19 protein-coding genes are annotated in these 26,664 nt (G+C 58.5%); 11 read left to right on the top strand and 8 right to left on the bottom strand.

What is annotated here, in order from left to right; translation table 11 throughout:
- Positions 1-1,241: 1,241 nt before the first annotated feature.
- Positions 1,242-1,868: a glutathione S-transferase family protein gene (locus BHE81_RS20335; RefSeq protein WP_004151714.1), complete on the top strand. Its 627-nt coding sequence runs from the start codon at positions 1,242-1,244 to the stop codon at positions 1,866-1,868.
- A gap of 2 nt (positions 1,869-1,870) precedes the next feature.
- Here BHE81_RS20335 and BHE81_RS20330 read toward each other — a convergent pair whose 3' ends face one another.
- Positions 1,871-2,980, bottom strand: a complete 1,110-nt coding sequence (locus BHE81_RS20330) for a PQQ-dependent sugar dehydrogenase (protein WP_004141981.1) — start codon at positions 2,978-2,980, stop codon at positions 1,871-1,873.
- Positions 2,981-3,095: 115 nt separating this feature from the next.
- Positions 3,096-3,479, bottom strand: coding sequence for a biofilm formation regulator BssR (gene bssR, locus BHE81_RS20325; RefSeq protein WP_004176728.1), 384 nt, complete (start codon positions 3,477-3,479; stop codon positions 3,096-3,098).
- Positions 3,480-3,857: 378 nt separating this feature from the next.
- On the opposite strand from bssR, the gene BHE81_RS20320 reads away from it, so the two are divergent.
- Positions 3,858-5,099 carry an oligosaccharide MFS transporter gene (locus tag BHE81_RS20320; RefSeq protein ID WP_004147732.1) on the top strand — a complete coding sequence of 414 codons (1,242 nt, stop codon included), beginning with the start codon at positions 3,858-3,860 and terminating at the stop codon, positions 5,097-5,099.
- Positions 5,100-5,331: 232 nt separating this feature from the next.
- The gene (gene rimO, locus BHE81_RS20315) at positions 5,332-6,657 is read left to right on the top strand and encodes a 30S ribosomal protein S12 methylthiotransferase RimO (protein WP_004141985.1); all 1,326 of its coding nucleotides are present in this window, start codon (positions 5,332-5,334) and stop codon (positions 6,655-6,657) included.
- Between the two features lie 403 nt (positions 6,658-7,060).
- On the opposite strand, the gene gsiD is transcribed toward rimO, so the two are convergent.
- Genes gsiD through iaaA form a run of 5 tightly spaced genes read right to left on the bottom strand, consistent with a single transcriptional unit; the run spans position 7,061 to position 13,333 of the window.
- On the bottom strand, positions 7,061-7,972 hold the full coding sequence (gene gsiD / locus BHE81_RS20310; RefSeq protein WP_004147729.1) for a glutathione ABC transporter permease GsiD: 912 nt from the start codon (positions 7,970-7,972) through the stop codon (positions 7,061-7,063).
- A 1-nt stretch (position 7,973) separates the two neighbouring features.
- Entirely contained in the window at positions 7,974-8,894 is a 921-nt protein-coding gene (gene gsiC / locus BHE81_RS20305) for a glutathione ABC transporter permease GsiC (protein ID WP_002892997.1), read from the bottom strand.
- 46 nt (positions 8,895-8,940) lie between these two features.
- A complete protein-coding gene (gsiB, locus tag BHE81_RS20300) occupies positions 8,941-10,482 on the bottom strand; it encodes a glutathione ABC transporter substrate-binding protein GsiB (RefSeq protein WP_012068490.1) in 1,542 nt (513 codons plus the stop codon).
- Between the two features lie 32 nt (positions 10,483-10,514).
- The gene (gsiA, locus tag BHE81_RS20295) at positions 10,515-12,374 is read right to left on the bottom strand and encodes a glutathione ABC transporter ATP-binding protein GsiA (RefSeq protein WP_004151710.1); all 1,860 of its coding nucleotides are present in this window, start codon (positions 12,372-12,374) and stop codon (positions 10,515-10,517) included.
- Between the two features lie 17 nt (positions 12,375-12,391).
- Positions 12,392-13,333 (bottom strand): beta-aspartyl-peptidase, encoded by a 942-nt coding sequence (gene iaaA, locus BHE81_RS20290; RefSeq protein WP_004147725.1) that lies wholly within the window; start codon positions 13,331-13,333, stop codon positions 12,392-12,394.
- A gap of 235 nt (positions 13,334-13,568) precedes the next feature.
- Here iaaA and moeA point away from each other — a divergent pair, with 235 nt between their 5' ends.
- From moeA to BHE81_RS20260, 6 genes are all read left to right on the top strand, one after another.
- Positions 13,569-14,804, top strand: a complete 1,236-nt coding sequence (gene moeA / locus BHE81_RS20285) for a molybdopterin molybdotransferase MoeA (protein WP_023300847.1) — start codon at positions 13,569-13,571, stop codon at positions 14,802-14,804.
- Positions 14,804-15,559 (top strand): molybdopterin-synthase adenylyltransferase MoeB, encoded by a 756-nt coding sequence (moeB, locus tag BHE81_RS20280; protein WP_004176736.1) that lies wholly within the window; start codon positions 14,804-14,806, stop codon positions 15,557-15,559. The genes moeA and moeB overlap by 1 nt, the downstream gene beginning before the upstream one ends.
- 154 nt (positions 15,560-15,713) lie before the next feature.
- On the top strand, positions 15,714-16,613 hold the full coding sequence (locus BHE81_RS20275) for a glycyl-radical enzyme activating protein (RefSeq protein ID WP_004176738.1): 900 nt from the start codon (positions 15,714-15,716) through the stop codon (positions 16,611-16,613).
- 4 nt (positions 16,614-16,617) lie between these two features.
- The gene (locus tag BHE81_RS20270) at positions 16,618-19,050 is read left to right on the top strand and encodes a formate C-acetyltransferase/glycerol dehydratase family glycyl radical enzyme (protein ID WP_004179127.1); all 2,433 of its coding nucleotides are present in this window, start codon (positions 16,618-16,620) and stop codon (positions 19,048-19,050) included.
- A gap of 176 nt (positions 19,051-19,226) precedes the next feature.
- Entirely contained in the window at positions 19,227-20,042 is an 816-nt protein-coding gene (locus tag BHE81_RS20265) for a Cof-type HAD-IIB family hydrolase (protein ID WP_023302135.1), read from the top strand.
- A 139-nt stretch (positions 20,043-20,181) separates the two neighbouring features.
- Positions 20,182-21,447: a DUF1479 domain-containing protein gene (locus BHE81_RS20260; RefSeq protein WP_004176744.1), complete on the top strand. Its 1,266-nt coding sequence runs from the start codon at positions 20,182-20,184 to the stop codon at positions 21,445-21,447.
- On the opposite strand, the gene BHE81_RS20255 is transcribed toward BHE81_RS20260, so the two are convergent.
- Complete coding sequence (locus BHE81_RS20255; protein WP_024622866.1) at positions 21,444-22,574, bottom strand: LacI family DNA-binding transcriptional regulator; 1,131 nt, start codon at positions 22,572-22,574, stop codon at positions 21,444-21,446. The genes BHE81_RS20260 and BHE81_RS20255 overlap by 4 nt on opposite strands.
- A gap of 241 nt (positions 22,575-22,815) precedes the next feature.
- On the opposite strand from BHE81_RS20255, the gene BHE81_RS20250 reads away from it, so the two are divergent.
- Positions 22,816-24,117: an MFS transporter gene (locus BHE81_RS20250; protein WP_002895884.1), complete on the top strand. Its 1,302-nt coding sequence runs from the start codon at positions 22,816-22,818 to the stop codon at positions 24,115-24,117.
- A gap of 15 nt (positions 24,118-24,132) precedes the next feature.
- Positions 24,133-26,496 (top strand): glycoside hydrolase family 31 protein, encoded by a 2,364-nt coding sequence (locus tag BHE81_RS20245; RefSeq protein WP_023302137.1) that lies wholly within the window; start codon positions 24,133-24,135, stop codon positions 26,494-26,496.
- Positions 26,497-26,664: the final 168 nt, after the last annotated feature.

Here is a 26,664-nt window from a genome sequence, read left to right as displayed (position 1 = left end):
ATTCGCATATTGTGTTGAAAATGGCATATCCCTTTATGCGTGTAATTACACCCCAGCCTGTCGCTGGGCTTTTTTTTCAAGGCGACTCTGGATGGTGATAAATTTTACAAATACATTCATAACAGCGCATCCACAGCCGTAGCCTTTACAGAAGTATTGCTCTCAAAACCCCGGGCCGCTCTGATTCTGTTGCCCGTTATTAATCACGCCGGTTTGATGAAAAGGTTAACATCTCTTCCCGGGTAATCTCCTACCCTTCTCGTCCGATGCCATATCGAGCTCTACGACTTGCTCTTCCAGACTGCAGTTCGCCAGTGCTTCTTTTATCCCTATTTCGTTTTGCAGGGATGTTTTGATAGCACCTCGATAGTATGCTGGCCATCCTTATCAGTCATTCATTTTAACCGCCTTTTTCAAATCCTTCCGGGGAAAGTAAAGTCCTCTACCAGGCTCTGCTCGTTTAACGCTATAGATTCAAATACTGATTATTGCATTATATACCACTTACCCCCGCAGTGATTACCCAGGTAAGATAAATAGCACAAAAGTAAGGGTGGATTCCTGGTTATTTAATACAGTATATTTCCCATGTAGTCTGTATGGAAGTTGATGGTTACCTTTGGTTAACCCATACTTCGAGACTCGAATATTATCTTGAGAACAGCATGCAACCCTGAGTAAATTTACTCCCCAGTGCCAGTCACTGGGTTTTTTTTGCTATTTTTCAGAATATCTTCCAGCCAGTTGGCGCCTCTCATGGTCTATTTTTTCTGGGTGGGATGAAAAAGATGTATATCCGATCGATAAAAACAACAGTTCATCCCTGTAAAAATATAATTCTTTCACTAACTTTCTATTTATTAATATTAACCTGTGTTCCTCAGATGATTGCGATGCAATAATCAGCATCAAATTATACCCTCAGGCGACATTGAGATTTTAACCGAGACGGAGAGGGAGCGTTTTTATAGATGCGCGCATGATTTAAATCTTTAATTATCAATAAGATACACCACAATCACGCCCTTTCCTTCGTAGCGTAACACCCTATAGATATTACTCCTGTAAAATAGTAAAAACACTTTCCGGGCCCTGTGACCCAGGAGTGCCCCTGGCTGAAGGGAGTAAGCATAAAAACCTTTAATAACAGCCAAATAAAAAAGCTTGCCGGATTTTTAACTTTATCCCAACATGATCGCCGATCGCGCTGCAACAGCAGTGAAACAAACTCAGGAGCGAAAATGATTACACTGTGGGGACGTAATAACTCGACCAACGTGAAGAAAGTACGCTGGGTGCTGGAGGAGCTGGATCTGCCTTATCAGCAGATCCTCGCCGGGCTGGAGTTTGGTCTCAACCATGACCCGGAATATCTGGCGATGAACCCGAACGGGCTGGTGCCGCTGTTAAAGGACGATGCCACCGGGGTGGTAGTGTGGGAATCAAATACGATTATTCGCTACCTGGCGGCCCAGTATGGCGTTGACCGTCTGTGGCTTGCCGCGCCGGCGCAGCGCGCGCAAGGGGAAAAGTGGATGGATTGGTCCAACGGCACCCTCTCACCCGCCCATCGCCCGGTATTAATGGGCCTGGTGAGAACGCCACCGGAGCAGCGCGACCCGGCGGCCATCGCCGCGGGGATCAGCGCCTGCGAAGCGCTGTTCGCCATGCTGGATGACGAACTGGCCAAAATGCCGTGGCTCTCCGGCGAGCAGTTCGGCCTTGGCGATATTGCCGTCGCTCCCTTCGTCTACAATCTGTTGTCGATCCTCGACAGCTGGCAACCGCGGCCCCATCTGCAGCGCTGGTATCAGCAGATTAGCCAACGTCCTGCCTGGCGCGAAGTAGTGCAGATCCCGGTGACCTGAGGCTAAGCCTCGGGACTCAACCGCAATAGCTCGCCGTTAGACTCGTCGGTTAAAACGTACAGATAGCCGTCGGGTCCCACGCGAACATCGCGGATGCGTTTTCCGCGCGCCTCCAGTAATCTCCCCTCCTCGCGGACCTGATTACCGTCCACCGCCAGGACAATCAGCGATGTCTCCTTCAGCGCGCCGATAAACAGCTTATGCTGCCACTGGGGAAAGGTCGGCGCCGAATAAAAGGCCATCCCGCTCACCCCGGGAGAGACCGGCCAGACATACAGGGGAGGTTCGGTCCCCGGAACCGTTTTGCCTTTTGCTTCCGGAATGGGCAGGCCGCTGTAGTTAATACCGTGCGTCGCCAGCGGCCAGCCGTAATTTTTCCCCGCCTGCGGAATATTAATTTCATCTCCGCCGCGCGGGCCATGCTCGTTCAGCCACAGCGCCTCGCTCCAGGGATTCATCGCCATGCCCTGCGGATTACGGATGCCGTAAGCCCAGATCTCCGGCCTGGCGTCAGCCCGGCCGACAAAAGGGTTATCCGGCGGTACACCTCCGGTCTCCGTCAGGCGGACCACTTTCCCCTGCAGCTTGCTGAGATCCTGGGCGGTGGCGCGCTGATTATTTTCGCCCAGCCCGATAAACAAATATCCTTTGCCGTCGAACACCAGCCTGCCGCCAAAATGATTGCCGACGGAGAGCTTCGGCTGCTGGCGAAAGACCACGGTAAAGTTCGTCAGCTGCGTGGCATCCTCGCTCAACCGCCCATAGCCCACCGCGGTGCCCGCCTTACCGCTGGCGTCGCTTTCCGCATAGCTCAGCCACACCCGCCGCGACTGGGCGAAATCCGGGGCCAGCGCCACGTCCAGTAGGCCACCCTGGCCGTTGGCCCATACCTGCGGCACGCCGGCTATCGGCGCCGACAGACCTTTGCCCGGCTGCCAGCGCTTGAGCTCGCCGCCGCGCAGGGTGATCAGTATGCCCTGATCGTCAGGCAGAAAGGCCATGCCCCACGGCTGGGCCAGCCGGTTTTGCAATACCTCCACCCGCACCGCGGCCTGGCTCAGGGCTGGTAGCGCTAAGGCGCTCAATATCAACAGCAGTGGGATCGGACGCATGGCATTCTCCTTTCGTCAGCTCTGGGCTAAAGGGTAGCCAGCGGGGAAATTTGCGCGGGGATTTTTACATAACCTTTAACAGGGGAAGCGTTCACTTCCCCTGGGTTTCAGCCGATCAGGCATGAGTGATTGGCGCCAATTTATTCAATTTATGAATATTTGAGGTCAATCCTGTCAGACAGCGTTCTAGCTTCTCTACGTTAACAGCGATGTATAGCGGACAATCATGATGCCCGCTCATCAGGCATAGTGCAGCGGCGGCGACCGATTCGCCGGCCAGGCGAAGGACATCCCTCTCCTCCGGTGAAATGGCATTCTGCAGGCGCGGCGCCTGCGCATGCATTTCACGGCAAAGCTCAAACAAGTTATCACGCAGATGGTCATTTTCGCTGACTGACATGTAGCCTTTGGCCTTTCGCAGTTGCAGATAGGCGTCAATATCGATATTGGCGTTAATAAGCTTCTGCAGAAGGTGGCGGTATAGTCTGTCAACGGTCATCACGGTTCCTCCTCTGTCGTCCTTTACCCTTTCCATAATACGGTTATTTTTTGTGCAAAATGATGCGCCAGGTCAATAATCCCCAGTTCTTTAACATCATTTACAATGTGGCAACTTTAACGCATTGTAGGGTGTATAACAAAAATAATGTTATACGATCACAATTAATTTCAATCTGAAATTAATAAACAGGAAATGGCAATAAGAGACAAAATTAGTGCAGCAATGATCACAATACCTCATATGACCTGTTGCGCCATCGTCAATTAGGATGTCATAACAAATAGTTAATGTAATACGTATAACATGTCAGGAAAACAGCGAACGCGGCCCGCGGATCGCTGAAATTCTCTCTGCCCATTTGCAAGGAACTGAAACATGACGTCCGGTAAAAGAAACTACCTTCTGTTGAGTCTTTTCGATTTCCTCTACCTGTTCGCCTGGTCGTCGACCATGGCTTTCTTCGTTATCTGGACCACCCAGCATCTTGGCATCAGCGCCACGAAGACCGGGCTGCTTTACTCGGTCAACGCCTTTATCGCCCTGCTGATGCAGCCTTTCTTCGGCTTTATCTCTGACAAGTTCGGCCTGAAAAAACGGCTTATCTGGCTGCTGGTCGCCCTGCTCCTGCCGGTGGGCCCCTTCTTTATCTACGTTTACGCGCCGCTGCTGGTGCACAACTTTTGGTTTGGCGCCTTGCTGGGAGGGATCTATCTGGGGATCATCTTTAACTCCGGCTGCGGAGTAATCGACTCTTATATCGATAAGATTTCCCGGCGCTATCAGTTCGAATATGGTCGTGTACGGATGTGGGGCTCGTTAGGCTGGGCAGCGGCGGCCTGGATTGTGGGTAAATATATCGACAGCAATCCTAATCTGGCCTTCTGGCTCGCCAGCCTCGCCATTGTCATCGCCGCCATCTGCTTTATGCTAACCAAAATTGAATTAACCGACGCCGATGTGGCGCGAAGCGAATCGCTGAAGGTCTCTCATGCCCTTGAGCTGGCGAAGAATGGTCAGTTCTGGATGCTGCTGCTCTTTACCCTGTTCGTCACGCAGATTTACGACACCTACGATCAGCAGTTTGCCCAGTACTTCTCGCTACAGTTCCCGACGCCGGAGGAAGGCAACCGCTGGTACGGGATCCTCGCGTCTATTCAGGTCTGCGGTGAAACCCTGTTCCTCTGCCTGATGCCATGGTTTGTTAACCGGACCGGCGCCAAATGGGCGCTGATCATCGCCGGGCTGATCATGTCGGTACGTATTGTCGGCTCAGCCGTGCCCCTCGGCCCGGTGTGGATTGGGGCGGTGAAAATGATGCATGCTCTGGAGAAGCCGTTGATTCTGGTATCGGTCTTTAAATTCATCGCCGCCAACTTCGACCACAAGCTCTCTTCGACGGTCTATTTGCTGGTGCTGTTCGTCGCCTCGATCGCCACCGCTATTTACTCTCCGCTGGCAGGCTATCTGTACGATACCATTGGCTTCGCCAACACCTATCTGATTCTCGGCAGCGTCGCCGGGCTCTTTACCCTGATCTCTATTTTCACGCTGCAGGATAAGCGCGAGCCGAAAAAAACCGGCGCCACCCCCTCCGCAGCCATTAACCCGGCGCAATAAGTCTCTGCCCGGCAGCCACGCCGGGCTTGAGCCGCCTGTGCGCACGGCTTGTCAGAAGCGTGTCCCGCCCCTCTGCTCCGGGGCGTGTGGGATCCGCTCTGGCGGTGGGGGGCGTAAAAGACAGGTCGGGGGCGCTTTTTCACCATTAACCGCGACGGAGCTATACTCTTTTTCGCAAAGATCTGTAGAATTCCTGCCCTGACCATTCCAATAATTGAACACTTTTTAAGCTATGAGCAATGTCACGCATCAGCCGAAAATCGGCTTCGTCTCCCTGGGCTGCCCGAAAAACCTCGTGGACTCAGAGCGTATCCTGACCGAACTGCGCACCGAAGGTTATGACGTCGTACCGACCTACGACAACGCCGATATGGTGATCGTTAACACCTGCGGCTTTATTGATAGCGCTGTGCAGGAATCGCTGGAAGCGATCGGCGAAGCGTTGAAAGAGAACGGCAAGGTAATCGTCACCGGCTGTCTCGGCGCGAAAGAGGATCAGATCCGCGAAGTGCATCCGAAGGTGCTGGAGATCACCGGTCCGCACAGCTATGAGCAGGTGCTGGAGCATGTCCATCATTATACGCCGAAGCCGAAGCACAACCCGTTCCTGAGCCTGGTGCCGGAACAGGGGGTTAAGCTGACGCCGCGCCACTACGCCTACTTAAAAATTTCTGAAGGCTGCAACCATCGCTGCACCTTCTGCATCATCCCGTCCATGCGTGGCGATCTGGTGAGCCGTCCGATTGGCGAAGTGCTGGCCGAAGCCAAACGCCTCGCTGACGCCGGCGTGAAAGAGCTGCTGGTGATTTCGCAGGACACCTCTGCCTACGGCGTCGACGTCAAGCACCGCACCGGCTTCCACAACGGTATGCCGGTGAAGACCAGCATGGTCAGTCTGTGCGAAGAGCTGGCGAAGCTCGGCATCTGGGTACGCCTGCACTATGTCTACCCGTACCCGCACGTTGACGATGTGATCCCGCTGATGGCGGAAGGCAAGATTCTGCCGTACCTCGATATTCCGCTGCAGCACGCCAGCCCGCGTATTCTGAAGCTGATGAAGCGTCCAGGTTCTGCGGACCGTCAGCTGGCGCGCATTAAGCAGTGGCGTGAAATTTGCCCGGATCTGACCCTGCGCTCCACTTTTATTGTGGGCTTCCCGGGCGAAACGGAAGAAGATTTCCAGATGCTGCTCGACTTCCTGAAAGAGGCGCGTCTCGACCGCGTCGGCTGCTTCAAGTACAGCCCGGTTGAAGGCGCTACCGCCAACGAGCTGGCGGACCAGGTGCCGGAAGAGGTGAAAGAAGAGCGCTGGAACCGCTTTATGCAGCTGCAGCAACAGATCTCTGCCGAGCGTCTGCAGGAGAAAGTGGGGCGCGAAATCTTGGTGCTGGTAGATGAAGTTGATGAAGAAGGCGCCATTGGCCGCAGCATGGCCGACGCTCCGGAAATCGACGGCGCGGTGTACCTGAACGGCGAAACCCGCGTTAAGCCGGGCGACGTGGTGCGGGTGAAAGTCGAGCATGCCGACGAATACGACCTCTGGGGAACCCGGGTCTAGTCCAGCTTCCCGGATAGCGGCTTAGCGCATTCCACGGCCTACGGGGTCCTCCCGTAGGCTCACCCCCCAGGTCCGCGCAAGCGCAGCGCCACGGGCAAGCATTGATTACCTTCCAGGCAGCCCTGTTGCGCCGTTATTTTGCTGCGCCATAAGAGACATAACGCAGACGATTAACCGGGAGCGCAAACTACGCTGAAGCCACAGATAACATAAAGGACTTTCCAGCGATGCTTCGCCTCACCCTGGCCCTCTCCCGGGAGGAGAGGGAACCGTCCGGCGGTCGTTTCCGCCTCACACCGCTCCCTGCGCCATGAGAGACCTAACACAGAAAATTATCCGGAAGCGCAATGTGCGCTTAAGCCGCAGATAACATAAAGGACTCCCGGCGGAGCTTTCCCTCATCCTACCCCTTTAACTTCGGATCCAGCGCATCGCGCAGGCCATCTCCCAGCAGATTAAACGCCAGCACGGTCACGAAAATCGCCACCGCCGGAAAGAGCGCCACGTGCGGAGACATCACCATATCCGCCCGCGCTTCGTTGAGCATCGCGCCCCACTCCGGGGTGGGCGGCTGCGCGCCGAGGCCGAGAAACGACAGACTGGCCGCCGAAATAATCGATACCCCAATGCGCATGGTGAAATAAACCACGATCGATGACACCGTCCCCGGCAGAATATGGTTGAACAGAATGGTGGCGTCGCTGGCGCCGATGCTGCGCGCCGATTCAATAAAGGTCTGCTGCTTCAGAACCAGCGTATTGCCGCGCACCAGACGAGCAAACGCCGGGATCGAGAAGATCGCCACGGCGATGATCACGTTGGCCATCCCGCTGCCCATGACGGCGACCACCGCGATCGCCAGCAGGATCCCCGGAAAGGCGAACAACACGTCGCAAAGTCGCATAATGAGCCGGTCCCACCAGCCCTCATAGTAGCCAGCCAGCAGCCCAAGCACCGTGCCGATGGCCGCGCCAATCAGCACCGCCAGTACCCCGGCGGCCAGCGAGATCTGCGCCCCGACCAGCACCCGGCTGAAAATATCCCGTCCCAGGGAGTCGACTCCGAACCAGTGCACCAGCGAAGGTCCCTCGTTCAGACGGTCGTAGTCGAAATAATTTTCCGCATCGTACGGCGCTATCCATGGGGCAACGATGGCTACCGCAATCAGCAACAGCACGAAAATACCAGCGCCCATCGCCACCGGCTGGCGACGAAAGCGCCGCCAGAACTCATGCCAGGGGGTATGGATCTCGCCGGGTCTGATGCCCGGCATGGCGTTCAGCGCCGCCTGCCTTCTCCAGTTAAGCAATCGCACCTTACTTATACCTGATAGCCGGGTTTATGGCCGCGTACAGCACATCCACCACTAAATTGATAAGAATAAACTCCAGCGAAAAGAGCAGCACTTCCGCCTGAATCACCGGGTAATCGCGCATCTCCACCGAATCGACCAGCAAGCGCCCAAGCCCCGGCCAGTTAAACACCTTCTCCACAACGATCGACCCGCCGAGCAGAAAGCCGAACTGCAGCCCCATCATGGTCACCACCGGGATCATCGCATTGCGCAGACCATGCTTGAGCACCACCCGCGTTTCGCTCACCCCCTTCGCCCGGGCGGTACGCATATAGTCTTCATGCAGCACATCGACGAATGACGCGCGGGTAAAGCGCGCCATGACCGCCGCCACCGCCGCGCCAAGGGTCAACGACGGCAAAATATAGTGCCGCCAGCTGTCGGCCCCCACCGTCGGCAGCCAGCCCAGCTCAACCGAAAACACCTGCATCAGCAGCATACCAAGGGCAAAAGCCGGAAACGAAATACCGCTCACCGCCAGCGCCATTCCCAGACGGTCGGGCCAGCGATTGCGCCACACCGCGGCCGCAATCCCCGCCGCCATCCCGAACAGTACCGCCCAGCTCATGCTGGCCAGCGTCAGCCACAGCGTGGGCATAAAGCGACTGGCAATCTCACTGGCAACGGGACGCCGCGAGGCCATGGAAATGCCAAAATCGCCGCGCAGCACGTTGGTGATATAGTGCCAGAACTGGACATGCAGCGGCTGGTCAAGCCCCAGCTGCTGGCGCACCATCGCCACCACCTGGGCATCGGCCTCAGGTCCGGCAATCAGCCGCGCCGGGTCACCGGGCAGCATATGGACGAACAGAAACACCAGCACCGCGACGATAAGCAGAGTAGGGATCAGGCCCAGCAGGCGCTTAATCACATAATTCAGCATCGCTCCCTCCCATTCCGGGAGAGAGGACGCATGAAGATGAACATGATCACGGCGTCAGGTCCGCCTGTTCGAAGCTAAAGCCGGTATCCGGCTGGATATAGAAACCGGTGAGGTTCTTGCTGTGGGCGGAGACCAGTTTCTCGACCACCAGCGGCACCCACGGCGACTCTTTCCAGATAATATCCTGCGCCTCTTTATAGAGTTTGGTTTTCTGTTGCGGATCGGTGGTTTTCAGCGCCTCGCTCAGCGCGTTATCCACCTGCGGGTTGCTGTAAAACGCGGTATTAAACAGCGTCGGCGGCCAGTTTTGCGAGGCGAACAGCGGCGACAGCGCCCAGTCGGCTTCACCGGTGGAGGCGGACCAGCCGGTATAGAACATCCGTACCCCGCTCTCTTTCTGCCCTTTACCTTCCACTTCCGCCGCCCGCTGACCAGCGTCCATCGCCGTCACCTGCGCCTTAATCCCCACCTGCGCCAGCTGCTGCTGGGTGAACTGCAGTACTTTCTGCGCGGTGCTGTGATTATGTGATGACCACAGCGTGGTGCTGAAACCGTTAGGGTAGCCCGCCTCTTTCAGCAGCTGGCGCGCTTTCGCCGGATCGTATGGCCAGGCGGTGTAGGTCTGGGCATAGGCGATCGACGGCGGCACCACTCCGGTCGCCGGGGTGGCGTAGCCGGCGAACGCTACCTTCACCAGCGCCTGACGGTTAATCGCATAGTTGATGGCTTCCCGTACCTTCGGATTATCGAACGGCTTCTGCGTCACGTTCATGCTGATGTAGCGCTGCATGATCGACGGGCTGGCCACCAGCTCCAGTTTGCTGTTTTTCGCCAGCAGCGGCGCCTGTTCGTAAGGGATCGGGAAGGCGAACTGCGCCTCGCCGGTCTGCAGCATCGCCGCCCGGGTATTGTTATCCACCACCGGACGCCAGGTGATAGAATCCAGCTTTGGCAGCCCCGGCTGCCAGTACCCATCGAACTTGCTGACCTTCACAAAATCCGTCTGGTTCCAGGTGTCGAGCTTATACGGCCCGGTGCCCACCGGGTGGAAGCCGATATCCTTACCATATTTTTTCAGCGCCGCCGGCGAAATCATCGCTGTCGCCGGATGGGCGAGAATGTTAATAAACGCCGAGAAGGGCTGCTTCAGGGTAATTTTGACCGTAGTCGGATCGACCGCCTCGGTGCTGGCGATATTTTTATACAGGTTATAGCGCTTGAGATGGTTATCCGGGTTACTCGCGCGATCGAGGTTAGCCTTTACCGCCTCGGCGTTAAAGTCAGTGCCATCCTGGAATTTCACCCCGCTGTGCAGCTTAACGGTGTACACCAGGCCGTCCGGTGACACGGTATAGCTCTCAGCAAGAACGTTTTGCAGCTTCATCTCTTTATCAAGGCCGAACAGGCCTTGATAAAAGGACTTCGCCACTGCCTGCGACAGGGTATCGTTGGCATCATAGGGGTCGAGGGTCGTGAAGTTAGACCCGACCGCCACCACCACATCTTTGGCGGCAAAGGCGGGAGCGCTCGCCAGGGCTGCCGCGATACTCAGCGCCAGCCACCATTTGCGTGAAACAGGTTGTGTCATCGTGTTCTCCTGAAAAGATGCGTTATGTGTTGTTATGTTCTGCCCAGCACATCGGCGGATTCGCGGGCGACGAAGTGGCCCGGCCCGACCTGCTGCAACGGCACGCTGGCGATCTCCTCGCCCCGCTTATAAATATTGCCCGGGACGTCATCAGACAGCAGAACCCGCTGCGGATGACGGTGGCCCGGGTCGGCCACCGGTACGGCGGCCATGAGCTTACGGGTATAGGGGTGCTGCGGGTTTTCAAACACCGCGCGGCGCGGGCCTATTTCGACAATGCGACCGCGATACATCACCGCTACGCGGTGGCTGATGCGCTCCACCACCGCCATATCATGGGAAATAAACAGAAACGCGATGCCCATCTCGCGCTGCAGGTCGAGCATCAGATTGATAATCTGCGCCCGAATGGAGACATCCAGGGCCGACACCGACTCGTCGGCTATCACCACCTTCGGATTCAGCGCCAGCGCGCGGGCAATGCAGATCCGCTGCCGCTGGCCGCCGGAAAAGGCATGGGGATAGCGCCAGGCATGCTCCGGCTGCAACCCCACGCGCTTCAGCAGCCAGGCGACCCGCTCACGCGCTGCTTCCCCACGCAGCAGGCCATGCACCCGCAGCGGCTCCATAATCGAATCGCCGACCGTCTGACGCGGATCAAGCGAGGCGTAAGGATCCTGAAAAATAAACTGAATATTGCGCCGCAGAGCCTGCAGCTTGCCGCCGGCGAGGGTATCGATCCGCTGACCGTCGAAGGTAATGGTGCCTCCCTGGGTCTCTACCAGCCTCAGCAGCGCCCGGCCGGTGGTCGACTTGCCGCAGCCGGACTCGCCCACCAGCGACAGGGTCTCTCCCGGCCAGAGATCAAAACTGACCTTCTCCACCGCATGCACTTCGCGCGTCACGCGATTGAGCAGCCCGCCGCGCACGGGAAAACGGGCCACCAGGTCACGCACCTGCAGGATCGGCTCGCCGGCGACTACCGTATCGGGCGTTTCGCTCTCCGCCAGCGGCTGGCCCGGCAGCGGAAAACGGCGCGGCAGATCCTGGCCACGCATCTCCCCCAGCCGCGGGACCGCCGCCAGCAGCGACTGCGTATACGGGTGCTGCGGCGAACGAAAGATCTCCTCAACGCTGCCGGTCTCTACCGCCTCACCGCGATACATCACCAGCACCCGATCGGCGATATCGGCCACGACGCCCATATCGTGGGTGATAAAGATCACCCCCATCGCCATCTCCTTTTGCAGAACGGCAATGAGTTGCAGAATTTGCGCCTGGATGGTGACATCCAGCGCCGTGGTTGGCTCATCGGCTATCAACACCGCCGGCCGACAGGAGAGCGCCATGGCGATCATCACCCTCTGGCGCATGCCGCCGGAGAGCTGGTGCGGATAGCGCGAGAGCATCTCTTCCGCCTGGGGAATACGCACCTGATCGAGCATCTTTTTCGCCGCGCGCAGCGCCTCTTCGCGCCCCAGCCCCTGGTGCAGGCGCAGGGATTCGGCAATCTGCTCGCCGATGGTAAAAACCGGATTCAGCGAGGTCATCGGCTCCTGAAAAATCATGGCCAGATCCGCGCCGCGCACCCGGCGCATCTCAGCGTCCGTTTGCTCATTGAGCGCGATCACCTGCCGGTTACGCCGCCGCAACCACAGCCCCTCGCTGTTCACCTCGCTGCTGGCCGCGTCTAGCAGACGCATCAGCGCCAGCGCGGTCACCGATTTTCCCGAACCGGACTCACCCACTATCGCCAGCGTCTCGCCGCGGCGCAGGCTGAAGGAAAGCTGACGCACGGCCTGCACCTCCGGCGCATCCTGCTGGCGGAACGCCACGTTCAGGTTGCGCACCACCAGCACTTCGCAGGTATCGGTTTCGTGAGTTTGCGACACTCGCCCTCTCCCTTGTTCTATTCGCGATAAATGCCAATGGTCGGCGTATCGCCGGCATAGCACCAGGCGCGGTACATGCCTTCACTGTTAAACGGTAAAACGACGTTGCCTTCGCGATCGACGGCTATCAGCCCGCCGCTGCCGCCGAGAGCCGGCAGTTTCTCCATCACCACCCGCTCGCAGGCGGAATAGAGACTGAGCTGCCCATACTCCATCAGGGCGGCGATATCGTAGGCCGCCAGGGTGCGCATAAAGACTTCGCCGGTGCCGGTACAGGAGACCGCCACGCTGGCATTATTGGCATAACACCCCGCGCCCGGCAGCGGGCTGTCGCCGACGCGTCCGGGCAGTTTGTTGGTCATGCCGCCGGTGGAGGTCGCCGCCGCCAGATTGCCGGCCAGATCGAGCGCCACCGCGCCGACGGTGCCCATTTTCTGGCGTTCGTCGAGGGGAGCGGCGTGGTGGTCGAGGATAATCTCCCCGCCCGCTTTCGCCTCCTGCAGCTGCAGCAGCCTTTCAGGAGTGGAAAACAGATCGTTATCCACGCGCGCCATCCCGTGGGAGATGGCAAAATTTTCCGCCCCCTCGCCGATCAGTAATACGTGCGGACTCTTCTCCAGCACCAGACGCGCCGCCAGCACCGGATTACGCAAATGTTTGACCCCGGCTACCGCGCCAGCCTGCAGGCTGTAGCCGTCCATTACGCAGGCGTCCAGCTCGTGGGTTTGATCGCGGGTAAATACCGCGCCCATTCCGGCGTTGAACAACGGACACTCCTCCAGCAGCCGAACGGCCTCGGTCACGGCATCCAGCGCGCTGGCGCCCGCGGCCAACATTTTCTGCCCGCTTTCGACGATAGTCGACAGCGCCGCCACATACTCTCGCTCCCGCTCCGGCGTCATTTGCGCGCGAGAAATCGCCCCTGCGCCGCCGTGAATTGCTATAACCGCCTTGCCCATTTCGCCAGTCCTTAACGATGAAGTGGATCGCCCCTGCCCTGTCGTACCGCGGCGCGGCGCCGGTCACGTCATGAATAAGGGTATTGATATCATTATATTGCTGAATGTCTTATACAATTTTTGAATATAGAAAGAGCGGCGGGCGATGTAAAGCCTCGTACCCAGGTGGCATACAGCCCGCGCCGCTTTTCTGCCATAATAGGCGTTTTCGCTGTTTTGCCCGCAGGAGTGACCCATGGATTTTACCGCCGGACTGATGCCGCTCGACACAGCCCTCGCCCAGATGCTCGATCGTATTACGCCGCTGAACGCGACGGAAACTGTACCGCTGTTGCAGGCCTTCTCGCGTGTGACCGCCCATGACATCGTCTCCCCGCTGGACGTGCCCGGCTTTGATAACGCGGCGATGGATGGCTATGCCGTCCGGCTGAACGACCTTCGCGACGGCGCGGCGCTGCCGGTCGCCGGTAAGGCCTTCGCCGGCCAGCCGTTCAACGACGCCTGGCCGGCGGGGACCTGTATCCGCATCATGACCGGCGCGCCGGTGCCGGAAGGCTGCGATGCGGTGGTGATGCAGGAAGAGACTGAACAGACCGAGGCCGGCGTGCGCTTTATCGCGCCGGTAAAAGCCGGGCAGCATATTCGCCGCCGCGGAGAAGATATTGCCCACGGCGCGGTGGTCTTCCCGGCGGGGACACCCCTGACGGTGGCCGAGCTGCCGGTGCTGGCCTCGCTGGGCATTGCCGAGGTCGAGGTGGTGCGCAAGGTACGCGTCGCGGTCTTCTCAACCGGCGATGAGCTGCAGCTGCCGGGTCAACCGCTCGGCGACGGCCAGATTTACGATACCAACCGCCTGGCAGTGCACCTGATGCTGCAGCAGTTGGGCTACGAGGTCATTAACCTCGGCATTATTCCTGACGACCCGGCGAAGCTGCGCGACGCCTTTATCGCCGCCGACCAGCAGGCCGATGTGGTCATTAGCTCAGGCGGCGTCTCGGTGGGTGAAGCCGATTACACCAAAACTATCCTCGAAGAGCTGGGGGAGATCGGCTTCTGGAAGCTGGCGATTAAGCCGGGGAAACCCTTCGCCTTCGGCAAGCTCAGCAGCAGCTGGTTCTGCGGCCTGCCGGGTAACCCGGTGTCCGCCACCGTCACCTTCTGTCAGCTGGTGCAACCCCTGCTGGCGAAACTCTCGGGCAAGCACGGCCCGCTTCAGGCGCCCCGCCTGCGGGTCCGCGCCGCCACGCGCCTGAAAAAGTCGCCTGGCCGCCTCGATTTTCAGCGCGGTATTCTGCAGCGCAACCCGGACGGCGAACTGGTGGTGAACACCACCGGCCATCAGGGCTCGCACATTTTCAGCTCCTTCAGCCTCGGCAACTGCTTTATCGTGCTGGAGCGTGAGCGCGGCCATGTTGAAGCAGGCGAATGGGTCGAGGTCGAACCCTTCAGTCACCTGTTTGGGGGGCTGTAATGACCGTTGAGCTGAGCGATGAAGAGATGCTGCGCTATAACCGGCAGATCGTCTTGCGCGGTTTTGATTTTGACGGCCAGGAGCGGTTAAAAGCCGCTCGCGTGCTGGTGGTCGGCCTCGGCGGGCTCGGCTGCGCCGCCGCGCAGTATCTGGCCGCCGCCGGGGTCGGGCAGCTCACCCTGCTCGATTTCGACACTGTCTCGCTCTCCAACCTGCAGCGCCAGACGCTGCACAGCGACGCCACCCTCGGCCAGCCGAAGGTGGATTCCGCCCGCGAGGCGCTGGCGCGCATTAACCCGCACGTCCGTCTGGTCCCGCTCAATGCCTTGCTGGATGAGGCGGCGCTGGCGGCGCAGATTGCCGATCACGATCTGGTGCTCGACTGCACCGACAACGTCGCCATTCGCAACCAGCTTAACGTCGGCTGCTTTCAGCACAAAACCCCACTGGTCTCCGGAGCGGCGATCCGTATGGAGGGGCAAATCAGCGTCTTTACCTATCAGGATGGCGAACCCTGCTACCGCTGCCTGAGCCGTCTGTTCGGCGAAAATGCCCTCACCTGCGTCGAAGCCGGGGTAATGGCCCCGCTGGTAGGCACCATCGGTTCGCTGCAGGCGATGGAGGCGATTAAGCTGCTGAGCGGCTACGGCACCCCTGCCAGCGGAAAAATCGTCATCTACGATGCCATGACCTGCCAGTTTCGCGAAATGAGGCTGATGCGTCACCCGCAGTGCGAGGTATGCGGCTCGCACTGACCCCCACACCGGCGACGAGAGTCGCCGGTGGTTTTGTGACCGCTCTCGTTATTTTCTCCTCTCTGACTTATCCCCATCCCGCTTGTTGATTTGCGTCAACATAACTTTCATTCGAAAGTGTTTTTATATTCATACGCAAACAAGAGGATAAGCCATGATCTTCAACATCCAGCGCTATTCCACCCATGACGGCCCAGGGATCCGCACCGTCGTCTTCCTGAAAGGCTGCTCGCTGGGCTGCCGCTGGTGCCAGAACCCGGAGAGCCGCGCCCGTAGCGAAGATCTGCTGTATGACTCGCGGCTGTGCCTGCCCGGCTGCGAGCTGTGCCAGCAGGCGGCGCCGGCGGTTATCACCCGCACCCTCGATGGCCTGATCATTCACCGGCAAAACGTTAACGACAGCCATATCGCCGCGCTGCGCGACTGCTGCCCCACCACCGCGCTCACGGTGTGCGGCGAGGAGAAGAGCGTCGAGGAGATCATGGCGACGGTGCTGCGTGATAAACCATTCTACGATCGCAGCGGCGGCGGCATCACTCTTTCCGGCGGCGAACCCTTTATGAACCCAACGCTGGCGCAGGCGCTGTTCGAAGCCAGTCATCAGGCAGGCATTCACACCGCCGTGGAAACCTGCCTGCACGTGCCGTGGAAATACATTGAACCGTCTTTACCCTTTGTCGACCTGTTTCTCGCCGATCTGAAGCACGTTGACGAGGCCGTTTTTCAGCAGTGGACCGACGGCAGCGCCCGCCGGGTGCTGGATAACCTGCAGCGTCTGGCGCAGGCGGGGAAAAAAATGATTATTCGCGTGCCGTTGATCCAGGGATTCAACGCCAGCGAAGCCGACATTGCCGCGATCACCGATTTTGCCGCCGATCGCCTGCAGGTCAGCGAGATCCATTACCTGCCGTACCACACGCTGGGAATGAACAAATACCAGTTACTCAGTCAGCCCTACACCGCACCGGACAAACCGCTGGACGCTCCTGAGCTGCTCGCCTTCGCGCAGGATTATGCGCAAAGCAAGGGGCTAACGGCGATATTACGAGGATAACCCTATGACTACCCTGAAGCTCAACACCCTCAGCGCCCGTATCCAGGCCCATAAAATGGCGCTGGTGCATATCGTCAAGCCGCCGGTCTGTACCGAGCGCGCCCGCCACTATACGGAGATGTATCAGCGGCATCTCGATAAACCGATCCCGGTGCGCCGCGCGCTGGCGCTAGCTCACCACCTGGCGGAGCGCACCATCTGGATCAAGCACGATGAGCTGATCGTCGGTAACCAGGCCAGCGAAGTGCGCGCCGCGCCTATTTTCCCGGAATACACCGTCAGCTGGATTGAGAAAGAGATCGACGATCTCGCCGACCGCCCCGGCGCCGGCTTCTCGGTCAGCGAGGAGAATAAACGCGTATTGCATGAAGTGTGCCCATGGTGGCGCGGCCAGACCGTACAAGACCGCTGCTACGGTATGTTCACCGATGAGCAAAAGGCGCTGCTCGCCACCGGCATTATTAAGGCGGAAGGCAATATGACCTCCGGGGATGCTCACCTCGCGGTCAATTACCCCTTGCTGCTGGAGAAAGGGCTCGACGGGATGCGTGCGAAAGTCGCCGAACGCCGCTCGCGTATCAATTTGACGGTACTGGAAGACCTGCACGGCGAGCAGTTCCTGAAAGCGATTGATATCGTGCTGGAAGCGGTCAGCGATCACAGCAAACGCTTCGCCGCGCTGGCGCGCGAGATGGCGACAGCAGAATCCCGCGAATCACGCCGCCACGAACTGCTGACGATTGCCGAAAACTGCGACGTCATCGCCCATGAGCCGCCGAAAACCTTCTGGCAGGCGCTGCAGCTGTGCTACTTCATTCAGCTTATCCTGCAGATTGAATCCAATGGCCATTCGGTATCCTTTGGCCGTATGGACCAGTACCTCTACCCGTACTACCGCCGCGACGTTGAGTTGCAACAGTCGCTGGATCGCGAACAGGCCATTGAGCTGCTGCACAGCTGCTGGCTGAAGCTGCTGGAGGTCAATAAGATCCGTTCCGGCTCGCACTCCAAAGCCTCTGCCGGCAGCCCGCTATACCAGAACGTCACCATCGGCGGCCAGAATCTGGTGGATGGTAAGCCGCAGGACGCGGTCAACCCGCTGTCGTATGCGATCCTGGAATCCTGCGGTCGCCTGCGTTCTACCCAGCCGAACCTCAGCGTGCGCTACCACGCCGGGATGAGCAACGACTTCCTAGACGCCTGCGTCCAGGTGATCCGCTGCGGTTTCGGCATGCCGGCGTTTAACAACGATGAAATCGTCATCCCGGAATTCATTAAGCTGGGCATTGAGCCGCAGGACGCCTACGATTACGCGGCTATCGGCTGTATCGAAACCGCGGTCGGCGGTAAGTGGGGCTACCGCTGCACCGGCATGAGCTTTATTAACTTCGCGCGGGTGATGCTGGCGACGCTGGAAGGCGGCCGCGATGCCACCAGCGGTCAGGTGTTCCTGCCGCAGGAGCACGCCCTGTCGAAAGGCAACTTCGCTAACTTCGATCAGGTGCTAGCCGACTGGGACCGCCAGATTCGTTACTACACCCGTAAATCCATCGAGATTGAGTACGTGGTCGATACCATGCTGGAAGAGAACGTCCACGATATTCTCTGCTCGGCGCTGGTCGATGACTGCATCGAACGGGCGAAAAGCATTAAGCAAGGCGGCGCGAAGTATGACTGGGTTTCCGGCCTGCAGGTGGGTATCGCCAACCTCGGCAACAGCCTCGCGGCGGTGAAAAAACTGGTCTTCGATCAGGGCGCCATCGGCCAGCAGGAGCTGGCGAAGGCGCTGGCGGAAGATTTCGACGGTCTGACCCACGAGCAGCTGCGCCAGCGGTTGATCAACGGCGCGCCGAAGTATGGTAATGATGATGACAGCGTCGACCAACTGCTGGCGCGGGCCTACCAGACCTATATCGACGAGCTGAAGCAGTATCACAACCCGCGCTATGGCCGCGGCCCGATTGGCGGCAATTATTACGCTGGCACCTCCTCTATTTCCGCTAACGTCCCGTTCGGCGCGCAGACCATGGCGACGCCGGATGGCCGTAAAGCGCATACCCCGCTGGCGGAGGGGGCCAGCCCGGCCTCCGGTACCGACCATCTGGGGCCGACGGCGGTTATCAGTTCGGTGGGCAAGCTGCCGACCGGGGCGATCCTCGGCGGCGTGCTGCTTAATCAGAAGCTGAATCCGTCAACGCTGGAGAACGAGTCCGATAAGCAGAAGCTGATGGTGCTGCTGCGCACTTTCTTCGAGGTGCACAAAGGCTGGCATATCCAGTACAACATCGTGTCGCGCGACACGCTGCTGGAAGCCAAGAAACATCCTGACCAGTACCGCGATTTAGTGGTCCGCGTCGCTGGATACTCGGCGTTCTTCACCGCCCTGTCGCCGGATACCCAGGACGATATCATCGCCCGTACCGAACATACGCTGTAATCCTTCGTGCCCGCTGGCGCTATGCTTAGCGGGCCAACCCTGTTCTGCAGGCCGGAAAAGACATGCCCTTCCGGCATTTTCTGAATGCGTGAACTTTCATTCGAAATAAATTTGTGCTCCTCATCACATTGTAATTAGAATGTTACTGGTCGAAGTTAAGCCAGGAGCACTCTCTTATGACCGTTAAAGTTATCGTCACCGATATGGACGGAACTTTTCTCAATGACGCCAAGCAGTACGACCGCCCGCGTTTCCTCGCCCAGTTTGCGCAGCTCAGGCAGCAAGGTATTGAATTCGTTGTCGCCAGCGGCAATCAGTACTATCAGCTGATCTCATTTTTCCCGGAAATTCGCGAGCAGATTTCATTCGTCGCAGAAAACGGCGCTCTGGTTTATGAACATGGCAAGCAGCTGTTCCACGGCGAACTGACCCGCCACGAATCACAAGTGGTGATTGGCGAATTGCTCAAAGATCCGCAGCTCAACTTTGTCGCCTGCGGCCTGCAGAGCGCCTACGTCAGCGATAAAGCTCCGGACGCCTTTGTTGAGCTGATGTCGAAGCACTACCATCGCCTACAGCGGGTGAGCGACTATCACGCCATCGACGATACGCTGTTTAAATTCTCTCTCAACCTGCCGGACAGCGAGATCCCACAGCTGATTGATAAACTGCACGTGTCGCTCGACGGCATCATGAAGCCGGTCACCAGCGGCTTTGGCTTTGTCGATTTGATTATCCCTGGCCTGCATAAAGCCAACGGCATCAGCCGTTTGCTCAAGCGCTGGGATCTTTCGCCGCAGCAATGCGTCGCCATCGGCGACAGCGGCAACGACGCCGAAATGCTGAAGCTGGTGAAATACGCTTTCGCCATGGGTAACGCTGCCGACAGCATCAAGGCCATCGCCGGCTACGCTACCGACGATAATAACCATGACGGCGCGCTGAACGTTATCCAGGCCGTCCTCGATAACATCCCGCCCTTCAACGCCTGACCCTTCGCCGGGGCATCGCGCCCCGGTTTTCCATTTTGTGCGCCGCAGCAAGATTTTAAACTTGCATTAACTCCATTTTAACTTAAATTAACGTTTGTAAGATTTTATACTTTCGAATGAAAGATACAGCGAGGTTATTATGGCTGCTCTCCCGACCCACGAAACACTTCCCGCCGATCACAAAGCGGCGATTCGCCAGATGAAACAGGCCCTGCGGGCGCAAATTGGCGACGTCCAGGCGGTGTTCGATAAGCTCTCAGCGCGCATCAGCGAGCGGCTGCAGGAGATTGAGACACTGAAAGCCGCAGGCCAGGAGGTTTGGCCAACCGTTCCGTTCCGCGATATCGCCGAAGGAACAGTGAGCGATGAGCAGCGCGCGGCCATTAAGCGCCGGGGCTGCGCGGTGATTAAAGGCCACTTCCCACGCGAACAGGCGCTGGCGTGGGATACCGCGATGCTGGAATATCTGGATCGCAACCATTTCGACGATGTTTACAAAGGGCCTGGCGACAGCTTCTTCGGTTCGCTGGAGGCTTCGCGCCCGGAGATCTACCCGATCTACTGGTCGCCCTCGCAAATGCAGGCGCGGCAGAGCGATGAAATGGCGGCAGTGCAATCTTTCCTCAACCGCCTGTGGCGTTTTGAACAGAATGGCAAACGCTGGTTCGATCCGGACGTCAGCGTGATCTATCCCGACCGCATCCGCCGCCGCCCGCCGGGAACCACTTCGAAGGGGCTGGGGGCGCATACCGATTCCGGCGCGCTGGAGCGCTGGCTGCTTCCCGCCTATCAGCAGGTTTTCGCCAACGTTTTTAATGGCAATATCGACGCCTACGACCCGTGGGACGCCGCGCACCGTACCGAAGTGGAAGAGTATACCGTCGACAACACCACCAAATGCTCGGTGTTCCGCACCTTCCAGGGCTGGACCGCGCTGTCGGACATGATCCCGGGTCAGGGGCTGCTGCACGTGGTGCCGATCCCGGAGGCGATGGCTTATGTGCTACTGCGCCCCCTGCTCGACGATGTGCCGGAAGATGAGCTGTGCGGCGTCGCGCCGGGCAGAGTGCTGCCGATCTCTGAGCAGTGGCACCCGCTCTTGATTAAAGCGTTAAGCTCGATTCCAGCGCTGAATGCCGGGGACTCCGTCTGGTGGCACTGCGACATCATTCACTCGGTGGCGCCGGTGGAAAATCAGCAGGGCTGGGGAAATGTGATGTACATTCCGGCCGCGCCGATGTGCGAGAAGAACCTCGCCTACGCGCAGAAAGTAAAAATCGCCCTGGAAAAAGGCGCCTCGCCGGGGGATTTCCCGCGCGAGGACTATGAAGCCAGCTGGCAGGGGCGCTTCACCCTGGAGGATCTGAATATCCACGGCAAACGGGCGCTGGGTATGCCGGTCTAATCGTCATACAGCCCCTGCGGCTCGACGGCGGTATGGCCTTTGCCCGGCCGGATCCGCCGTACCGAATCGCGTACCACCAGCGTGCCATGCAGCAGTAGCGAGCCGTGCGGCGCCTCCGGGCGCAGCAGGCGCTGCTGCAGGAGATGCACCGCCTCGCTGCCCAGCTCATCCCGCGGCACATGCACCGCGGTCAGCGGCACCTCCTGAATCGCCGCCAGATTAAATCCGTCAATGCTCATCACCGAGACATCCTGCGGCACCCGCAGGCCACGCTTTTGCAATGCGCTGACGGTGCCGGCGGCCATAAAATCGCCGCCCACCAGGAAGGCGGTGGGCAACGGCCTGCCCTGTAAGCCGTCAAGCCAGGTGCCCACCTGCTCTTCCGTCTCTCTGGCGCTAAAGTTGGCGACGCTGATAAGATCCCGGCTGGCGGTAAAGCGCAGATTACGCGCGCGCCACGCCTCCTGAATCCCCCCCAGCCGCAGCTCCATGGTATAGCGGCGCAGGCACATCACGTTCATCACCGCCCGATGCCCCATATCAAACAGATAGCGGGCCGCGCACTGGCCGATCAGCCGATGATCGGGAGCGATGGACGGCAGCCGCATCCCTTCATCCCGACAGTTGATCAATACGCAGGGTTTGCCCAGATCCGCCGCCAGGCCATGAATATGCGGATCGTCGATCCCCAGCAGCACCGCGGCCTGGGTCTCAGGTTCATTCATGCGGGCAAGAAACAGGTTGGCGTCGCTGTCGTTCTCATCCAGCGCGCAGTAGCGCAGGCGCACTTCATGCGCCGCCAGCGCGTTATTGATACTCTGGATCACCCGGTAGTAGAAGATATCCGATCGCTCATCGAATGCGCGCTGCGGGGCAAACACCAGCAGATGATTGAGCAGCAGACGCCCGGCGGCCAACCCCTGCATGACACCCAGCTCGCGGGCGCAGTCCAGCACCGCCCGGCGCGCCTTGTCGCTGGTATTCGCTTTCCCGGCCAGGACGCGTGAAACGGTGCTGGGCGATAGCCCGGTGCGGGCGGCAATTTCGGCGACGCGCAGCTTTTTATCCATTTTGTGATCCAGCTCCGATTGAAAAATGAAAGAATTTTCATAATCACCAAAGCACACGTTACAAGCAAATTCCGCTGTCAAATATGCGATCTCGCTCATTTCATGAAAAAACTTGCATAAATAGCGCTTTGCCAGACGATTTTTCTACCCTAGCCTGAATTGGTCCAACATCTCCCATACTAGTTATACCAATGATGTTGAGATTAAAAATAGACTATTCAAATAGTTAATAAATCTACGTGACCACTCAGGGAGTGAGACCGTCACTTTCCCCTACAAACGTCTTGTGGAGTGTGCTATGAGTCAAGGCCTCAACAATGATATCGCCGTCAGCAAAACGCGCCGGGTAGTGAAAAACCTGCGCTGGTGGGTGCTGGTCCTGTTTTTACTTGGCGTTACCGTCAACTACATCACACGCAACTCGCTGGGAATTATCGCGCCGGAACTAAAAGCGACCCTCGGCATTACTACCGAACAATACTCGTGGATCGTCGGCGCGTTTCAGCTGGCTTACACGATTTTCCAGCCGCTGTGCGGCTGGCTTATCGACGTCATCGGCCTGAAGCTTGGCTTTATGATCTGCGCCACCCTGTGGGCGCTGGCCTGTATCGCCCACGCCGGGGCCGGTAGCTGGCTGCACCTGGCTATGTTGCGCTTCTTTATGGGTGGGGCCGAGGCGGCCGCTACTCCGGCGAACGCCAAAACCATCGGCGAATGGTTTCCGAAATCTGAACGCCCGATTGCCGCCGGCTGGGCTGGCGTTGGGTTCTCCATCGGCGCGATGCTGGCCCCGCCGATCATCTACTTCGCCCACGCCTCCTTCGGCTGGCAAGGGGCGTTTATGTTTACCGGCGCGCTGGCGCTACTGTGGGTAGTACTATGGTGGGCCTTCTATCAGACCCCGGAAAAGCACCCCAATCTCAGCAAAAGCGAGCTGGAGTACATCAAACAGGATAACGAAGCCCCGCCGGTAAAACAGCCCTTCTTTACCGCGCTCAAAACCGTCTCGAAAAATAAACGTTTCTACGGGATCGCCATTCCCGCCTTTATGGCCGAGCCCGCCTGGGCGGTGCTGAGTTTCTGGGTGCCGCTGTACCTGGCGAAAGAGCACGGCATGGATTTGAAGCAGATCGCCATGTTTGCCTGGCTGCCGTTTCTCGCCGCCGATCTCGGCAGCGTGGTCAGCGGCTACCTCACCCGCCTGTATGTTCGCTGGTTCGGCTGTACGCGAGTGAACTCGGTGATCGCCAGCTCGGTAACCGGCGCGTTCCTGATGCTCTCCCTGGCCCTCGTCGCCATCACCCGCGATCCCTATATCACCATCATCCTGATCTCCATTGGCGGCTTCGGCCATCAGATCATCTCCTGCATGCTCAGCGCGCTGGTGGTGGAGTCTTTCGACAAGGGACAAATGGCGACGGTCAACGGTATGCGCGGCTCCGCAGCGTGGATCGCCAGCTTCTTGTTCTCGTTATTAATCGGGGTGACCGCCGACAAAATCGGCTTCAACCCGCTATTTATCGCCATGGGATTCTTTGACCTGATTGGCGCCGTTTTCCTGGTGGCATTTATTGCTGAACGTCGCGCCAAGCGCGCCTGAGAGTGGATGTAAGATATGAAGACGCTGAAACACTGGAGTTTGCATCAACAGCTGGAGCATCACGTTGAACTGACGGTCGATGGCCAGCACACCCTGTGCCTGTACGTACTGGAAGAGAATTTGTTCCGCGTCCTGCTAAAACGCCAGGGCCAGCTGGCGCTGGATCGCACCTGGAGCATCGCTCCGCAGCAGGATGTGCCGTGGGAAGGCCGCGCCCGGGATGACCTCAGCGGTTTTAGTCTCCCGGCCTGGCAGCTGGCCCAGGAGGGCGATACGCTGACTATCGCCACCCGCCAGCTGCGCGTCACCGTTCACCAGCCGCTGTGGCTGGAGTGGAGCTATCGCGACGAGGCCGGCGAATGGCAGCGGCTTGCCAATGACCGTCCGACCAGCGCCTATCTGGCGAATGCCCACGGCGACGGCGTCGCCCATTATCTGAGCCGCCGCAAAGACGAGCGTTTCTACGGCCTGGGCGAAAAGGCCGGCGACCTGCAGCGCACCGGTAAACGCTATGAGATGCGTAACCTCGATGCCATGGGCTACAACGCCGTCAGCACCGATCCGTTATATAAACATATTCCGTTCACCATCACCCAGCGCAGCGATATCAGCTACGGCCTGTTCTATGACAACCTGAGCAGCTGCTGGCTGGATCTGGGGAACGAGATCGACAACTACCACACCGCCTATCGCCGCTGGCAGGCGGAAGCCGGCGACATCGATTATTACCTGTTTACCGGTAAGCAGGTGCTGGATGTGACCAAAGCCTTCGTTCGCCTGACCGGTAAAACGCTGTTTGGACCCAAATGGAGCCTCGGCTACAGCGGCTCCACCATGCACTATACCGACGCGCCGGATGCGCAAAATCAGCTGATGAACTTTATCCGCCTGTGCGAGCAGCACGCGATCCCCTGCGATTCGTTCCAGCTCTCTTCCGGCTATACCTCAATCAACGGCAAGCGCTACGTCTTTAACTGGAACTACGACAAGGTGCCGCAGCCCAAAGTGATGAGCCAGTCGTTTCACGATGCCGGGCTGAAGCTGGCCGCCAATATCAAACCGTGCCTGCTGCAGGATCACCCGCGTTACGGCGAGGTGGCGGAGCGCGGTCTCTTCATTCGCGATTCGCAAACTGACGCTCCGGAGCGTTCCAGCTTCTGGGATGATGAAGGGTCGCATCTCGATTTCACCAATCCGCAAACCGTGGCCTGGTGGCAGGAAGGCGTGACCACCCAGCTACTGGAGATGGGCATCGATTCGACCTGGAACGATAATAACGAATACGAAGTATGGGACGGCGAAGCCCGCTGCTACGGCTTTGGCCGCGAAATCGCCATCAAACATATTCGCCCGGTGATGCCGCTGTTGATGATGCGCGCCTCGCTGGAAGCCCAGCAGCGCTTTGCGCCGCAAAAGCGCCCATATCTGATCTCCCGCTCCGGCTGCGCCGGGATGCAGCGCTACGTCCAGACCTGGAGCGGCGACAACCGCACCAACTGGGATACGCTGCGCTATAACATCCGCATGGGCCTGGGGATGAGCCTTTCCGGGCTGTTTAACGTCGGCCACGACGTCGGCGGTTTCTCCGGCGATAAACCCGAGCCGGAACTGTTTGTGCGCTGGGTACAAAATGGCGTCATGCATCCGCGCTTTACCATTCACTCGTGGAATGACGACCAGACGGTAAACGAAGCATGGATGTATCCGGCCATCACTCCGGCGATCCGCTCAGCCATTGAGCTGCGCTACCGCCTGCTGCCCTATCTGTACACTCTGCTATGGCAGGCGCATGCTGATGATGAGCCGATGCTGCGCCCGACCTTCCTCGATCACCAGCACGATGCGCAGACCTTCGCCGAATGCGATGACTTCCTGCTGGGCCGCGACCTGCTGGTGGCCAGCGTGGTCGAGCCGGGCGCCCGCCAGCGTGAAGTATGGCTGCCGGATAATCAGGCCGGTTGGTACGATTTCTACAGCCATCAGTGGTTCGCCGGCGGCCAGTGGGTGACGCTGGACGCGCCGCTGGAAAAACTGCCGCTGTTGGTCCGCGCCGGCGCTGGTCTGCCGCTTAGTGAACGTATCAGCCATGTCGATGCGCAAAAAGACGATCGTCGCGAACTGCAGCTGTTCCCGCTGAAAGGTACCGGCTCAACCCGCGGTCTGCTGTTTGAAGACGACGGCGAAAGCTGGGGCTATAAACAGGGGGATGCGCTATGGCTGGAGTGGGAAATGACCTGCAGCGCCAGCAGCATAAACCTGGATATCAACGCCCGCGGCAACTATCGCCCGGCTTGGAAAGCGCTGAAGCTGTCATTACCGGTAGGAGAAAAGCGTAAGCTGCTGGTGAATGGCGTTGAAGGAACGGAGTGGAGGTTCTGACCATAGGCCGGTAGTTTCAGCCAGCATGGTAAATAAATTAAAAGCAGGCCGTACGGACCTTGGTTACTGTTCTCGGTTTGCAACGGTTTTGGTCCGGGAAAAACAGTTGTTTTTTATTATTTCAGAGCAGATTGCGCTCCCGATATTTCTTCTGCGTTATGTCTCTCA

The organism is Klebsiella sp. AqSCr (assembly GCF_008452795.1).
In the GTDB taxonomy this organism is placed as follows: domain Bacteria; phylum Pseudomonadota; class Gammaproteobacteria; order Enterobacterales; family Enterobacteriaceae; genus Klebsiella; species Klebsiella pneumoniae.
The sequence above is the reverse complement of the archived record's forward strand: the minus strand, read 5'-3'. Positions and strand labels throughout refer to the sequence as shown.